The 14,226-nt window shown below is 64.9% G+C and carries 9 protein-coding genes; 5 read left to right on the forward strand and 4 right to left on the reverse strand.

The genetic code is table 11. The annotated features are described in order from the left end of the window. Positions 1–13: 13 nt before the first annotated feature. Positions 14–1,414, reverse strand: a complete 1,401-nt coding sequence (locus AC0L3B_RS06040) for an O-antigen ligase family protein (RefSeq protein ID WP_018453403.1) — start codon at positions 1,412–1,414, stop codon at positions 14–16. A gap of 41 nt (positions 1,415–1,455) precedes the next feature. Next, positions 1,456–2,523, reverse strand: a complete 1,068-nt coding sequence (locus tag AC0L3B_RS06045) for a glycosyltransferase (RefSeq protein ID WP_018453402.1) — start codon at positions 2,521–2,523, stop codon at positions 1,456–1,458. 246 nt (positions 2,524–2,769) lie between these two features. Here AC0L3B_RS06045 and AC0L3B_RS06050 point away from each other — a divergent pair, with 246 nt between their 5' ends. Further along, complete coding sequence (locus AC0L3B_RS06050; RefSeq protein ID WP_085361251.1) at positions 2,770–3,756, forward strand: glycosyltransferase; 987 nt, start codon at positions 2,770–2,772, stop codon at positions 3,754–3,756. Between the two features lie 15 nt (positions 3,757–3,771). Here AC0L3B_RS06050 and AC0L3B_RS06055 read toward each other — a convergent pair whose 3' ends face one another. Further along, a complete protein-coding gene (locus AC0L3B_RS06055; RefSeq protein WP_473380154.1) occupies positions 3,772–4,800 on the reverse strand; it encodes a glycosyltransferase family 2 protein in 1,029 nt (342 codons plus the stop codon). A gap of 396 nt (positions 4,801–5,196) precedes the next feature. Between AC0L3B_RS06055 and AC0L3B_RS06060 the strand changes: the two genes are divergently transcribed. The 4 genes from AC0L3B_RS06060 to AC0L3B_RS06075 all read left to right on the forward strand — a co-directional run bounded on the left by AC0L3B_RS06060 (position 5,197) and on the right by AC0L3B_RS06075 (position 10,091). After that, complete coding sequence (locus AC0L3B_RS06060) at positions 5,197–5,997, forward strand: class I SAM-dependent methyltransferase (RefSeq protein ID WP_473380155.1); 801 nt, start codon at positions 5,197–5,199, stop codon at positions 5,995–5,997. A gap of 291 nt (positions 5,998–6,288) precedes the next feature. Then, a complete protein-coding gene (locus tag AC0L3B_RS06065) occupies positions 6,289–8,664 on the forward strand; it encodes an exopolysaccharide transport family protein (protein WP_473380156.1) in 2,376 nt (791 codons plus the stop codon). Further along, positions 8,657–9,466, forward strand: a complete 810-nt coding sequence (locus AC0L3B_RS06070; protein ID WP_085361247.1) for a WecB/TagA/CpsF family glycosyltransferase — start codon at positions 8,657–8,659, stop codon at positions 9,464–9,466. The genes AC0L3B_RS06065 and AC0L3B_RS06070 overlap by 8 nt, the downstream gene beginning before the upstream one ends. A gap of 283 nt (positions 9,467–9,749) precedes the next feature. Then, complete coding sequence (locus tag AC0L3B_RS06075) at positions 9,750–10,091, forward strand: hypothetical protein (RefSeq protein WP_085350135.1); 342 nt, start codon at positions 9,750–9,752, stop codon at positions 10,089–10,091. On the opposite strand, the gene AC0L3B_RS06080 is transcribed toward AC0L3B_RS06075, so the two are convergent. After that, positions 10,065–14,180 carry a bifunctional diguanylate cyclase/phosphodiesterase gene (locus tag AC0L3B_RS06080; RefSeq protein ID WP_473380157.1) on the reverse strand — a complete coding sequence of 1,372 codons (4,116 nt, stop codon included), beginning with the start codon at positions 14,178–14,180 and terminating at the stop codon, positions 10,065–10,067. The genes AC0L3B_RS06075 and AC0L3B_RS06080 overlap by 27 nt on opposite strands. Positions 14,181–14,226: the final 46 nt, after the last annotated feature.

The raw sequence follows: 14,226 nt of genomic DNA on the forward strand, positions 1-14,226 counted from the left end.
GCCACAAGTGAGCTCACAGCTTATCGTTAAGCCGATGCCATTGCGGCGGCACCGGCTGCGACAAGTCGTCCGGTTCCATTTCCGCGACGCATTGGAACCTGGCCAGGAAGTGCAGGCCGGCCACGGCAACAGTGAACATGAACCAGATCGGATTTTGCCGTTCGAGCAAGAAGGTCTCGGTGGCCCCGTAATACAGACCGAACAGCCATACGGTCAGGAACAGCTTTGCCAACGCACCGCTGCGGTTGTGAGTTCGGGCCGTCTGGAAATTGCCGAGCGGCGCGAGCACGAAGACGAGGATCACCAGCAACAGCCCCGGCAGGCCGATGGTGACCGCGAGGTCGAGATAGCTGTTGTGGCTGTGCGCCGCGCTCGTCGCCCATTCGGCGCCCTGGGCGGTCTGCCGCGCGGTCACGTCGTCCCAGAACGCGGCGTAGCCGTGACCGATGATCGGCTTCTCCGCGACAGCTGCGAGCGCGAACTCCCAGATGGCGGAACGGCCGGTGAAGGTGGGATCGAGCGGAAGCAGCCGCGTCATCGCTCCGAGCGCCGGGCTCATGACGCTGCCGACCGTCAGCAGGTTCATCGCGATCAGCGGCACGAAGCAGATGATCCGCTTCAGCCACAGGCCCGGCGTCACGCAGACCAGCGAGGCGAGCGCATAAATCGCAAGGCACAGTACCGACGACGTCTTGCCGCCGGTGAAGATCAGGAAGATTCCAGCCAGCGCGGCGATGGCCGGCCCCATCAAGAACGAACCAATGGCAGACAGGTAAATGCCGACATAAATCAGGATGGTCATCACCGGCGAAGCGATGTTCTTGTGACCAAAGCTGCCGCGCCAGTCGCCGGCCAACTGCGGCTCGGTGACGTCGAGTGCGGTGTGGATCGAGTATTGCGGCGCCACGAAGACGCCGAGATAGCAGAGCGCAAGCAGTACGAGGGCGGCGCCGCCGAGGCACAGGTTGAAGCTGCGCTGCGTCGGCGGCAGCAACGGCAACAGCACCGCGAGCGACATCACGCTGGCTGCGAGCATGAAGCGCTGCATCGAGACTCCGCGATTCTCGGAGAAGACGATGCTGATCAACAGCCAGCCGACCAGGCAGAGATGCAGCGGCGTCACCAGCGTCTTAAGCGCGGGCGCATCCGTTGCGGCGACCAACAGGACTGCGAGCGCGGCCAGCAGGCCCCAGGCGACATAAGTGAGCGCCATTCGTCCGCCGACGACGGTGGTGACATCCTCGCTGCGCAGGTCGGGAAACGGATCGAGCGTCACCAGCACGAGGAGCAGCGCTGCGACTGCGACGAGGCAGCGCGCCGCCCGCACGGCGTCGACCCCTGCAAGCCCATCGCGCAGGACGCCGCCGAACGATCGGGCCTCGACGTCGGTCATGTCAATGGCGCTGCGATCCATGGCTCAAGGCTGGTGGTGAAGCCCGGGGGAAGCTCGAAGTCTTAGCCGATCCCTGTTAAGCATCCGTCAACCAGTCCAGCGGGGCGCTGCGGCACCGCCTGCTGCCGCACGATGCTCCGCGCGATCTCGTAATATTGAAGCGCGCGCTGTTCCAGCGTCAGGTTGTCCAGCACGAAACCGCGGGGATCGAACGTATCGGCGGCGCACCCGGCCCAGAAATCATCCCAGCCCGCCTCAAACCCGGCGATGTCGACGAACTTGGCGCCGCAACGATCGTCCCAGTACGGCACCGACGACACCGGCGCGAATTGGACCCGATGCGGATAGTAGTCGGGGTCTCGCCACGGCCCGCCTGGATCCCAGGCCAGCACCGGCACGCCGCAAGACAATGCCTGCTGATAGGCGATGCCCTGGCTCTCGTTCTGGCAGAGGAAGATCATCGCACGCGATTGCGCGAGCGCGGCCCGATAGTCTTCTTCCTTGTAGCTGCCGTAACGCAGCTCGGCGAACGAGCGGCCTTCCCTCGTGAGCCGGGCGCGGACGGGTTCGATCAGCTCCGCCGCGTAGCGATCGCGGTCCCAGTGCACCTTGTCGTAGATCAGGACGTCGACGCTCTTCTGCGACGTCGCCGGCGGTGCCCAGAGATCCGTGTCGATGCCGATCGGCCAGGCCTCCGTGTCGGGCCAATGCGGCCGATACATGTCGGCGTACCACGGGCCGGGCACCACGACCTTCTTCACCGGCAGGCGCTTGAACAGGTCGGGATCGTCGAGCGGATGATTGTGGGCGGCGACGCCGAGCAGGATCGGATTTTTCCAGGCGAACTTGTCGAGCAAGAAGGTGCGGCCGATGATGCAGGCGAGTTCGCCCGGATGCCGCGCGATGTAGCCATAGTCGTTGACGCGATAGCGGATACCGAGCCGATCGAGCCCCGCACAGAGATTGAGGAACACGCGCAGCTGCCCGCTCATGCGCGGCTCGCCAAGCAGCATGCGACGCGCCATGCGCCGCAGATGCCGGTCGCCGGGAAACCAGCGATCGTCCTTGTCCTCGTAGAACAGGTTGAGGACCATATCGTCGGGATCGTAGTCGAATGTCTTTGCGGGCACTGGTGTCCATCCGCGGCGGCCTGATGCGCATTCTCGCATGGGACCGGCTGTCGCACCCTTCCTAATTTGCCACAGGCTTAATGCCGGCGGCTTAACGCTAATTGACGAAACCAACGCTGCGGCAGCCTTCGTGGCGACGCTTTTTTCCCGATGCGAGTATCATCGAGGGCGGCCAGGGTTGCGATCGATCGCATTGCCAAGCGCAGATGCGCCCTGGTTAACAGACCGTTAAAGGCGAGCCGTATCTTGATCACCGCGGAAGACATTCTCGAATTGCCTGCCACATCGCGCGTCGTTCCAGCGGCGCGCGTCCCGCTGCAGGTCGGCTCAACCACGTCGGTGTCCGTCGTCATTCCGGCCAAGAATGTTGCGGCTTATGTCGGCGAAACCCTCGCCAGCGCACTGGCACAAACCGAGGTCACCGAAGTGATCGTCGTGGACGACGGCTCGACCGACGACACCCCCGCCATCGTCCGCGCCATTCGTGACCCTCGACTGCGCCTGATGACCAACGGCGCCGCCGGCGTATCGGCAGCGCGCAATCTCGGCGCGCAGCATGCGAGCGGCCAATGGCTGCTCTTCCTCGATGCCGACGATCGCCTGCGGCCCGGCGCGGTCGCGGCGCTGCTGGCGGCTGCGCGTGGCGCGCCGCGAGCGGTTCTGGTCTACGGCGACTACAATACGATCGACAGCGAGGGACGGCAGATCGGCCGTCGGGATCTGCTCAAGGGCCGCCGCAAACCGTCCGGCGACGTGCTGGCGCGGCTCGCCGCCGGCAACTTCATCGTCAATGGCGGCATTGCGCTCGCACGTGCAGAGGCCTTCCGCGCCATCGGCGGGTTCGACGTCTCGCTCAGATATTGCGAGGACTGGCACTGCTGGTGCCGCCTTGCCGCGATCGGCGAATTCGAATTTGCGCCGAACCTTCTGCTCGACTACCGCCTTCACACGGCCAACACCATGAACGCGGCGGTGCGGACGCCACAGGATTTCTTTCCGGCGATCGCGCGGGTGTTCGACGACGGGCTGATTATGGCGCGATTGCCCGCGGGCATGGCGGCCGGGCTGCGCCAGGCCGCCGAGGTTCATCTCGTCACGTATTCGGCAATGCAAGCGGTCCGCTTCGGTAGATATCGCCAGGCCTTCGCCTATCTCGGGATAGTCGGGCGCCGCTCGCTCAAATCGCTGCCGCGTTCCGCGGTCAGGGTCGCCCTCGCCTGCTTCGGTATTTAGCCCGCCGCCTCGGCGTCAGGACACGATCTTCGAGGCCTCATAGGGCTTCGGCTCGATGCCGAACGCGGCGAGCGCCGAGCCGAGCGCGACCATCACGGGATGCATCGCGACGACGGCTTTCGACGATTTCAGCAGAGCGGCCGCGCGCAACAGCGACAGCGGCAACCTCCCGAGCATCTGCGCAAACACCCACACTCGCGCCGCAGCGCCCTGCGCGGCCTTGGACTGCACACGATAATTGATCGCGCCGATGCGCAGGCCTCGCTTCACGATCCAGCCGAAACTGGTGCGGCTTTGCGGCACGGTCTCGGTGATGACTGCTTCCGCCGTCCAGTGGAAGGTCATGCCGGCGTCGCGGCAGCGCACGAAGAAATCGCAGTCGCCGCCCCCGAGGAAGTTGAAGCGCGGGTCGAAGGCGGGACGGGCAAAGCTCTCGAACGCCGCACGCGTGATCAGGCAATTGCCGCAGCCGTAGATCAAGGGCACAGCGCCGCTGTAATCATAGGCGGGACAGAAAACGGGGTGGCGCGAAAGCCAGGGCATGCGGTGGTCCTCGAAGACCGGCAGCACCGGCCCGCCGACCACATCGGCGCCGGTCGCCTCCGCGGTGCGGACCATCAGCTCGAGCCAATCGGGCGAGGCAATCTCGTCGTCGTCGATCATCAGGAACCGGGTCGCGGCGGGAAACAGCGCCAGCGCCGTCTCGAAGGCGGCGTTGATCGCCTGGACGTTGCCTTGCCGTTTCTCGACCAGGCAGACACCCTGAAGTCTGCCATCGGCGAGATACTCCGCGGCCACCGGCGCGCTTTCGCGCCGGACCGCATCGTTCTCGACCATGACGACGGCGAAAGAGCGCGGGGTGCGCTGGCTGGCGAGCGAGTCCAGTGTCAACCGCAGATGCTGCGGGCGGCGGAAGCAGGGGATGCAGACGACGATACCAACCGACAGGTCGATGATCCGGGAGCTGGCCGCGATCTCCCGGTTGGGATCGCGCACGGCATCCGAGATACGCGTGGCGGACAGGTCTGTCGGGATCAATGTCATGACGTTCTAGATGTCCGAGATAGATTGAAAAAGCCCTGCTTCGATCCCGGGGATCGGCGTCGTCCCGCGACGGTACATCGCCGCGGGACGGATCCGTCCCAAAATGAACGGCCGGTTTGAGCCTCGGGACCGTGCGCCACGCCGCCGATTTTCCGCCACCGATGCACTTAACCGCTTTCGGGTGTTTCTGCCGCGAAACCTTGCACGCGTGATACTGCAATTCGCGGTCCACCGTACCGACGGCGGCTGGCGCGGAGGATGCCGTAGTTAACGCACATGCTCATTAACCCGATCGTAAGCACCGCGGCGGGTGAAGCGTCGCGGCATCGGATTTGCTCTACGGGCACACGAGATTTTTCCTGTAAATTTAAGTCGAACAAGCGCGGTCCGAAAAAAATGAACAAGCCAGCCACGATCGATTTCGCGACAGCCACGGCGGTCCAAATTCCCGCGGCCATTGCACACACTCAGGCGCTGCACGATCTCGTCCCCGGTGAAGCCCGCGACAGCCTGCTCGCCGTTCACGACGTACTGCGCCGCGAACTGCCACGGGGCCAGCTCGCCACCTACGAAGCCGGAGGCGGCTCGTGCAGCGTCCTGCCACCGGAATTGCTGAACCGCAGCAAGGTCACCGTCGTCGACATCGACGAGGACCAGGTTCGCAACAACAGCTACGCGGACGAAGCGATCCTCGGCGACGTCCAGACCTACCGCTTCGGGCGCGAGACCTTCGATCTGGTGATCTGCTACAACGTGATCGAACATCTTCCCAAGGTCGACGCCGCACTCTTGAATTTCCGCGATGCGCTCAAGCGCGGCGGGATGATTCTGATCGGCGCGCCCAATCCGCGCTCATTGTCCGGGGTCGTCACCAAATACTCGCCGCACTGGTTCCACGTCTGGTTCTACCGGCACATTCGAGGCATCAAGGATGCCGGCCTGCCGGGCGAGCCGCCGTTCCCGACCTTCTTCCATCCCCTGGTGTCGCTGCCGAGGCTCGAAGCGTTCGCCGCCGCCAGTGGCCTCGAGATGATCTACCGCCGTGAGGTCGAGAGCCCGCGCTATCCCGAGATGCGCCGGCGCAAGCCGCTGTTCGCAGCCCTGGTCGACGCCGGCGCCGCCGTTCTCAACGCCGTGCTCCCGCGCGGGACCGACGTCCGCCGCGGCGATTATCACGTCATCCTGCGGAAAAGCTGACGGCCATGGTGCGCGCGCGGCCGATCGCAAGACCAGCGAAGCCTCGCGGCCACGCCGCACGGGGTAACGAACCGTTAATCTCTGAAGGACCGCGCCATCGCACGCGTCACGACGACGCGTCGAAGAGAGGCACGCGCTTAAACGCTTTGTTTGCCATTTCGGTGAATAGTCCCTCAATGAGTATGGTTAATTTTCCCTGTTGCGTTGAGTGGGCACCTATATCTGAGGTGCGTGGCGTAGAGCGAAGAGTACCCCCTCAGCTCGCGGCACTTGGAATGAAAGCTGGGGATCATGCTTGACTATAACCAGCCGATAGATCGGGCCAGACCGGAGGCCCCGCAGCACCGGCCTCAGGCCGGCTTCAACGTGCTGGAGCTGGTCAATCTGCTCTGGCGGCGGAAGATCGCGATTGCCGTTGCCGCGCTGCTCGGTGCGACGCTTGCCGTCACCGTGGGCAAGAGCCTGACGCCCCGCTACACCGCCACCGCCCAGCTCTATGTCGACCCGCGCGAGCTTCAGCTCGTCGACCGCGAGCTAACGCCCCGCGCGCAGGACGTCTCCGGCATGTCGATGGTGGTCGAGAGCCAGGCGCGCCTGATCACCTCCAACAGCGTGCTGCTCCAGGTGATCCAGCAGGCTGATCTGGACAAGGATCCCGAATTCGGCGGCGGCGCCGACGGCAAAGGCGTGATGTCGTCGCTGCTCGGCCTGATCGGCCTTCAGCCCCACGCGCCCTCCGCCGCGGAGAAAAAGGAAGTGCAGCTCGCCGCCCTCGAGGCGCTGAACCGGCACATCACGATCCGCAAGACCGAGAAGAGCTTCATCGTCGATATCGAAGTCTGGTCGACCGATCCGGCGAAAGCGGCAATGCTCGCCAACACGCTGACCAGCGCCTACCTCGCGGAGTCCCGCAACTCGCAGGCGTCAGCCGCGCGGCGCGCCACCAACGATCTCTCCGGCCGCCTGAAGGAACTGCGCGAGCGGCTGCGCAACGCCGAGACCGTGCTCGCGACCTACAAGGCCCAGAACAATTTCGTCGGCACCCAGGACGCGCTGATCAGCGACCAGCAGCTTTCCGCCAGCAACCAGCGGCTTTCCGCCGCCCGCGCCGCGACGATGGACGCGCAGGCGCGCCTCGACCAGATCGAGGCGAGCCGGCGCACGACGGCAGATGCAGGCGCGAACTCCGAGGCGCTGCAATCGCCAACCATCGCCAACCTGCGCGCGCAATATGCCGACGCGCGCAAGAAATATGCGGAGCAGGCCGGCGAACTCGGCCCGCGTCATCCAGCGCTGCGCCAGACCGAAAAGCAGGTCGAGGATCTCAAGCGCACCATCAACGAAGAGATCGACCGCTTCGCCCAGTCCGCCAAGAACGATTTGACGCGCGCCCGCGACTTTGAAGCCTCGCTCAGCCGGGCGCTGGAGGCACAGAAGCGGCAGAGCGTCCAGCTCAGCCAGGCCGCCGTGCGCCTGCGCGAACTCGAGCGCGAAGCCGATGCCAGCCGTGACGTCTATCAATCCTTCCTCAAGCGCTCGCGCGAGACCGAGGAGCAGGAGACGCTGAACACCTCGGCGGCGCGAATCATCGGCGAAGCGACGGTGCCGCAGCGGCGCTCGTTCCCGCCGGCGATGAGCCTGTTCGCCATGATCGGCTTCATCTTCGGCGCAATCGCTGCATCGAGCTGGTTCGTCGCGGCAGAGCTGCTGTTGGCCGGTGCGTTCGCGCCGGCACCGGCGCCGGCCCGTCCCAATCGCACTCCGTTGCCGCAAGCTCCGCGAGCTCCAGAGCCTTCGCGGGCGCCGGAGACTGCCCGGTCCCAGCCGGTCTCGCGAGCCCCGGAAGTCGCGGAGGCACTGCCGGAACTCGCCGCCCCGCCGCTGCAACCTTCGATGGTCGAGAAGCCCCTGATCGAAAAGCCGCTGATCGCGCGCCTCCAGGAGGCCGACGTCATCCACACGCTCGGTGCCATTCTCGCCACCGGCGGCGGCATCGACCTCACCCGGCTCGGCTGGCCAACGCTGCGCCCCTGCTTTCCACTGACGACGCTGCTCAACGCCTGGCGCGACATGCGCGCTACGGCGGCCCGGCGCGCCGGCGGAAAGACAATGCCGGTCATCGCGCTCGTCGGTGCCGGTGAGACCACCGGGCGCAGCGTGACCGCGCTGAATTTCGCGCTCGCGGCCGCGCGCGACGGCGCCCGGGTCCTGATGATCGATGCCGACCATCAGGCGCACCCGCTCTCGAACAAGGTCAGCCGTCCCGTCAAGAGCGAGCCCAGCAAGGTCGGATGGCTTTCGATCGGCAGCAAGGCCGCGCGCGAGATCAAGACACTCAACGGCATCTCGATATTGCCGGCCGCCGAACGCGACGCCGGCAAGGCCACTGACGCCATCCGCAAGGCCATCGAGCAGGCGCGCTCCGCCGGCGGCTATGACCTTGTGATCCTTGACGGCCCCGCGGCGCCACTCACGGCCGGCAGCCGTAAGCTGCTCGATGATGCCGACGCGCTGGTGGCGGTGCTGCCGACCAGCCTCGACATCAACGACGGCCTGGAGGAGATCTTGAGCACACTCGGCCGCGCGGAGCGCAAGCTCGTCGGCGTCGTGCTCGACGAACTCACCCCTATGGCCCAAGCTCGCCAACGAGGCAGACAATATGCTTGAGCGCCGCATCAATCTCGATGGCCGGGCCGCAACCGCCGACGTGCCGCGGATCACCATCGGCGGCCTTCGCATGGCCGCACTCGATCTGGAAGCGACCGCAAATTTCATGATCGAGGCGACCGATCCGCGCCATCGCATCGGCCGTCCGCTGCACCTGACCTCGGCCAATGGCGAGGTGCTGGCGCGGTGCTCGACCGAACCCGAGACCGAGCGCCTGTTCCGCAGCGCTGACCTGATCAACGCCGATGGCCAGCCGCTGGTGGCGGCGTCCAGGCTACAATCCTGGTTTCCGTTGCCCGAGCGGGTCGCCACGACGGACCTGTTTCACGTCGTCGCGCGCAAGGCTGAAGCGGTCGGCCGCACCTTCTACATGTTCGGCGCCAGCGAGGACGAGAACGCCCTTGCGGTCGAGAACGTCCGAAAGATGTATCCAAACCTCAAGATCGTTGGCTACAGCCACGGTTATCTCCGTGGCGACGCGCTGCGCGCGAAGGTCGACGAGATCAACGCGCTTGCGCCGGATTATCTCTGGGTTGCGCTGGGCGTGCCAAACGAGCAGGCGTTCGTCGAGGAATTCACCCCGCATCTCACCAATGTCGGCGTCATCAAGACATCCGGCGGCCTGTTCAACTTCTTGTCGGGAAGCCGCGCCCGCGCGCCGCGATGGATGCAGAAGATCGGGCTGGAATGGGCCTGGCGCACCTTGCTCGAGCCCCGCCGCCTGTTCTGGCGCTATTTAACCACCAACCCACGCGCAATCTATCTGCTGTTCAGCCGCAATCGGCCCTTTAATAATCGCTGAGTAGACGACGACATGATCGCCGCCGGTTGCCAGCCCCGCCTGCGCTATTTCAACGCCAGCGGCGCCGGTATTGCGCCTTGCGGGCCGGGCTCATAAGCGGCTAAAGAGACTGTCACAGTCGGTGTCGGCAACTTTCCCGGCCGCCGCGTGTTTTGTATGGCCGCCGACACAAGCGGCACAATCGGCTCAGCCAATAGCGCGAGCCAGCTTTTCACAGCGAAGGCCACGATCGAGTCCGCGCATCGGCCTGCTTTCAGGCGCGACCCAAGGGAGCACGGAACGAATGCATCAGGCCGCAAACCTGCAATTCGAGCGCATGATGGACGAGCTCGTCCTCTGGCAGGCCATACCGGAGGGCGAACGATCGCCAGCGCCGGCCTGGTGGTGGGGTCCGGCAATGGCGGTGCTCGACGCGCACGAGCCGATGCCACACGCGTGGTGTTCTGAACTCGGTCTGAGCCACGACTCGAGCTTTGCCGAAGGCGCGCACGCCCTGCTCGCCCTGTTCGCCAAGCAAACCTCGCCGACCTGGCCGGATGATTTTCCGCGCAAGGCGGAAATCAAGGAAGACGACGCCCGCGAGCTGCACCCGCAGCCGTCAGACGACAGCGCTTTTCAACCGTAGCGCCGCGGCCGCGGTGGCGGCATGGTCCGGCTCCGGCTGGAGCGGCGGCGCGTAGGGCAGCTCCATGGGCTGCAGCAGCTCGGCCATCTGCCGCGCCGGCAGCGGCTTGGAGATCAGGAAGCCCTGCATCTCGTCGCAGCCATGGGCGCGCAGGAATGCCTCCTGTTCGGCATTCTCGACGCCTTCCGCCACCACGGTCATGCCGAGCGCCTTGCCCATGCTGATGATCGCCTGCGCGATCGCCTGGTCTTCCAGATCCTGTGGCAAATCGCGCACGAAGGAGCGGTCGATCTTGATGGTGTCGATCGGAAAATGCTTCATCAGCGACATCGACGAATAGCCGGTGCCGAAGTCGTCGATGGCAAGGCGGATGCCGCGGCTCTGGATCGCGTCGAGCACCTTGAGCGCACGCCCGACGTTGCGCATCATCATGCTCTCAGTGACCTCCAACTGGAGCAGCACGGGCGACATGCCGCTGGCGGCCAGCGCCTCGTCGACGTCCTGCAACAGATGCTCGTCGACAAACTGCCGCGGTGACAGGTTGACCGCCATCGACACCGGCAACAGGCCGCGGCGCTGCCAGGCCATGGCCTGCGCGCAGGCCTCCTTTACCACCCAGCGGCCGATCGGCACGATCAATCCGGTCTCCTCCGCGAGCGGAATGAACTGCGCCGGCGAGATGCTGCCCAGATCGGGGTGCGTCCAGCGCAGCAGGGCTTCCACGCCCGTGATCTGGCCGGTCTCCATGTCCACCTTGGGCTGGTAGTTCAAAGTGAACTGATTCCGCTCCAGCGCCCGGCGCAGCGCACTCTCCAACGACAGCCGCTCGATCGACTGCGTCTTCACTTCCTTGGAGAAGAAGCGATAGCCGTTCTTGCCGTCTTCCTTGGCGAGATACATCGCCATGTCGGCGTTCTTGGTCAGCGTCTGCACGTCGGAGCCGTTGGTCGGATACATCGCGATACCGATCGAGGCCGTGGTGTGGCACTCGTGCCCCGCTAGCTCCATGGGCTCCGCAAGCGCCGTCAACAGCCCGGTCGCGATGCGCTGGACGTCATCGATCTCGCCGCATTGATCGAGGATCACCACGAACTCGTCGCCGCCGAGCCGCGCCACGACGTCGGTTGCGCGCAGCGCACCACGCAGCCGGTTGGCCACTTCGAGCAGGAGCAGATCGCCGGCCTCGTGGCCCAGCGAATCATTGATGACCTTGAAACGATCGAGGTCGATGAACAGCACCGCAAAGCGCTGATCGTGGCGCTGCGCCTCGTCGATCGCCTCATGCAGCAACCCGTTGAAGGTCTCGCGGTTCGGCAGGTCGGTCAGGCTGTCGTGCGAAGCGAGGTATTCGATTCGCTCGTCGGCCTGGTTTTTCTCGTCGGCCCGGTCGAAATTCTCCATCGCGAAGGAGACGTTGTCGGCGAGGCGCTGCAACAGCTCGACGAACTCGGCCGTGAAGGTGCCGGGCTCGGTCGACATGTAGATCATGACGCCGACGGCCCGATCGTGTGCGACGAGGGGAAAAGCCGCGCCCGACCGCGCGCCGTCGTTGCGGACAATGGAATGAAAGGCGCGAACGCGATCGTCATTGAGATAGTCGTTGCTGATGCAGGGCTGGCGAGTGCGGAACGCCGTGCCGCTCATTCCGCGCCCCTCGGGGCGCTCGGGGTCGATTGATAGGCGGACATTGCGCGTGGTGTCAGACGACGGTCCGGCGCTCGACACGATCTCCAGCTGATCGCTATCGACCCTCGCCAGCGCAATGGTGGTCGAGGTGAACTTGGCGCCGTTCGATGCGGCGAGACAGACGAGGTCGAACAGTTCGGCGCGCGACTTCGCCCGCATGATCGCCTCGTTGGTCGCGCTCAGCGCCGCGAACATGCGAGCCAAACGTTCCGTCCGCGCCTCGTTGCGGGCCTTTTCCTCGGCGCGATCGAAATTATCGAGTGCAAATGACACGTTCTCGGCGAGGCGCCCGAGCAACTCGACCATATCGGGTGTGAACGTATTCTCTTCCGGCGCGAGGAAAAGCAGAATGCCGATCGGCTCCTGGCCGGCGCGCAGCAGCGGGAAGCTGGCAGCCGCTCGCGTTCCATCTTCGATCGCCTTAGAGTGCCAATGCGCCGCTCGGAGGTCGTGGAGATAGTCGTTGATGACGCTGGGCCCGCGGGTCCGCAGCGACATCCCTATGATTCCGCGACCCTCAGGATGGTCGGCGGAAACAAAGCAGGTGCGTCCCACCATCCGCTCCTGGAGGCGCCCCTTCACGGCAACCACGCGAACGAGTTCACGCTGGTCGTCCATAATGCCGATTGTCGCCGAGGCGAATACGCCGCCGAGCACGGCTGCCTGGCACGCCCCTTCGAACAGCTCCTCGCGCGTCTTGGCGCGCATGATGGCCTCGTTCGTCGCGCTCAGCGCCTCGAACATGCCGCTCAACCTGTCACGCTGCCTGTCGGCCTTCGCCTTCTCGTCGGCACGGTCGAAGTTCTCCAACGCGAAGGCGACATTGGCCTGGAGCTTGCGCAATAGCTCGACGAATTCGTCCGTGAAAGTGCCGCACTCGGGCGAATTGAACAGGAATACGCCTTCGACGCTGTCGCCGTTGAATAGCGGCATCGCGGTTGAGGACCTAATGCCATTGCGACGCGCGCTGGCGTGCCAAGGCTTGAGGCGGGCGTCTGCCAGGACGTCGTTGCTGATACAGGGCCGCCGCGTCCGGAACGCGGTGCCGGTCAGCCCTCGTCCTTCCGGCTCCTTGTCGCTGACCGACAGCCTGAAGGAACGCACTTCCTCGGCGTTCGGTCCGAAGGACGCAACAACACGAAGCAGTCCCGCATCGCGGTCAAGCAATGCAATGGAGGTCGAGGCGAACTTGGCGCCGTGCACCGTGGCTTCGCAAACCAGATCCAACAGTTCGCTGCGCGACCTTGCCCGCAGAATGGCTTCGTTCGTCGCGCTTAGCGCTGCGTACATACGCGCCAGCCGATCCTCCTCCAAGGCGATCTGGGCCTTCTCCTTGTCGCGGTCGAAGTTCTCGAGCGCAAAGCACACGTTTTCGGTCATGCGCAGCAACAATGCGACGATGCCTTCGTCTTTCGCCCAGGCTTTGCTCACGAAGAAAAACAGCACGCCGATGCTGGTGCCACGCTTGATCAAGGGAGCAGCCACGCAGGCGACGGCGCCGGCATTGACGTTGGCCTGCTCCCAGGTGGTCCCCTTGGTGCGATTGACGAGGTCGTCCTCGACGATCGCTTGCTGGGTCCGGAACACCTCGCCGGAGATGCCCTTGCCGTAGGGACTCTCCGGATCAATCGAGTAGCGCGACTGTCTGATCAGATCCAGATTCTGTCCGGTCGCTGCCACCGGCGTCAGCCATTCGGAATCCGGCTCGTGCAGCAGAACGAAAGTGGCATGCGATTTGCCGCTATAAACAGCGGCGTCGCAGACCCGCTGGTACAAGTCCAGCTCAGTGCTGGCTTGCAGAATTGCTTCGTTCGTCGCACTGAGCGCGCCGAACATGCGGTTGAGCCGCCGCACTGCCCGCTCGCCATCCAGGCGGGCTCCCTCGGTCGCGAAGCTCTCCAGCGCGTGAGAGATATTGGCCGACATCCGCTCGAACAACGAGACCATCGCCTCGTCGAGCGAGCCGGCGCCGGACCGCGTAACATACAACACCCCAATACTGCGTCCCATGCAGACCAGGGGTAGCGCCGCGGCCGCGCCGACACCCGCCGCCACCGCGCCGTTGCGCCATGCCAGCGAACGCGGATCGTTCAGGAAATCGTTGCTGATGCAGAGCTTCTGGCTGCGGAACGCCTCGCCGCCCACGCCCAAGCCTTCCGGCGTGCCAGCCTGCGTGGTGATCTCGATCGCGCTCAGCCGCGCCACGTCATCGCCGCGACCAGCGGCAAAGCGAAGCTTATGGCCATCCGGCTCCACAAGGAACACGGCCACGGCCATGAAGTCTCCACTCGCAAACCCGGCGTCGCAGACCTTCTGGTACAGCTCATCCGGCGATTTCGCGTAGAGGATCGCTTCGTTGATGGCGCTCAACGCCGCAAAGGTGCGCGCGAGTGTCGTCGGCACGATCTCAGCTCCCGGGCATTTCTGCCTTTTTTTCCCGGATGACGTT

Source organism: Bradyrhizobium sp. Kon56 (genome assembly GCF_055807635.1).

Coding starts and splice junctions, on each gene's coding strand:
- AC0L3B_RS06040 (WP_018453403.1), bottom strand. CDS start 1,414: ATGGATCGCAGCGCCATTGACATGACCGACGTCGAGGCCCGATCGTTC.
- AC0L3B_RS06055 (WP_473380154.1), bottom strand. CDS start 4,800: ATGACATTGATCCCGACAGACCTGTCCGCCACGCGTATCTCGGATGCC.
- AC0L3B_RS06060 (WP_473380155.1), top strand. CDS start 5,197: ATGAACAAGCCAGCCACGATCGATTTCGCGACAGCCACGGCGGTCCAA.
- AC0L3B_RS06065 (WP_473380156.1), top strand. CDS start 6,289: ATGCTTGACTATAACCAGCCGATAGATCGGGCCAGACCGGAGGCCCCG.
- AC0L3B_RS06070 (WP_085361247.1), top strand. CDS start 8,657: ATGCTTGAGCGCCGCATCAATCTCGATGGCCGGGCCGCAACCGCCGAC.
- AC0L3B_RS06075 (WP_085350135.1), top strand. CDS start 9,750: ATGCATCAGGCCGCAAACCTGCAATTCGAGCGCATGATGGACGAGCTC.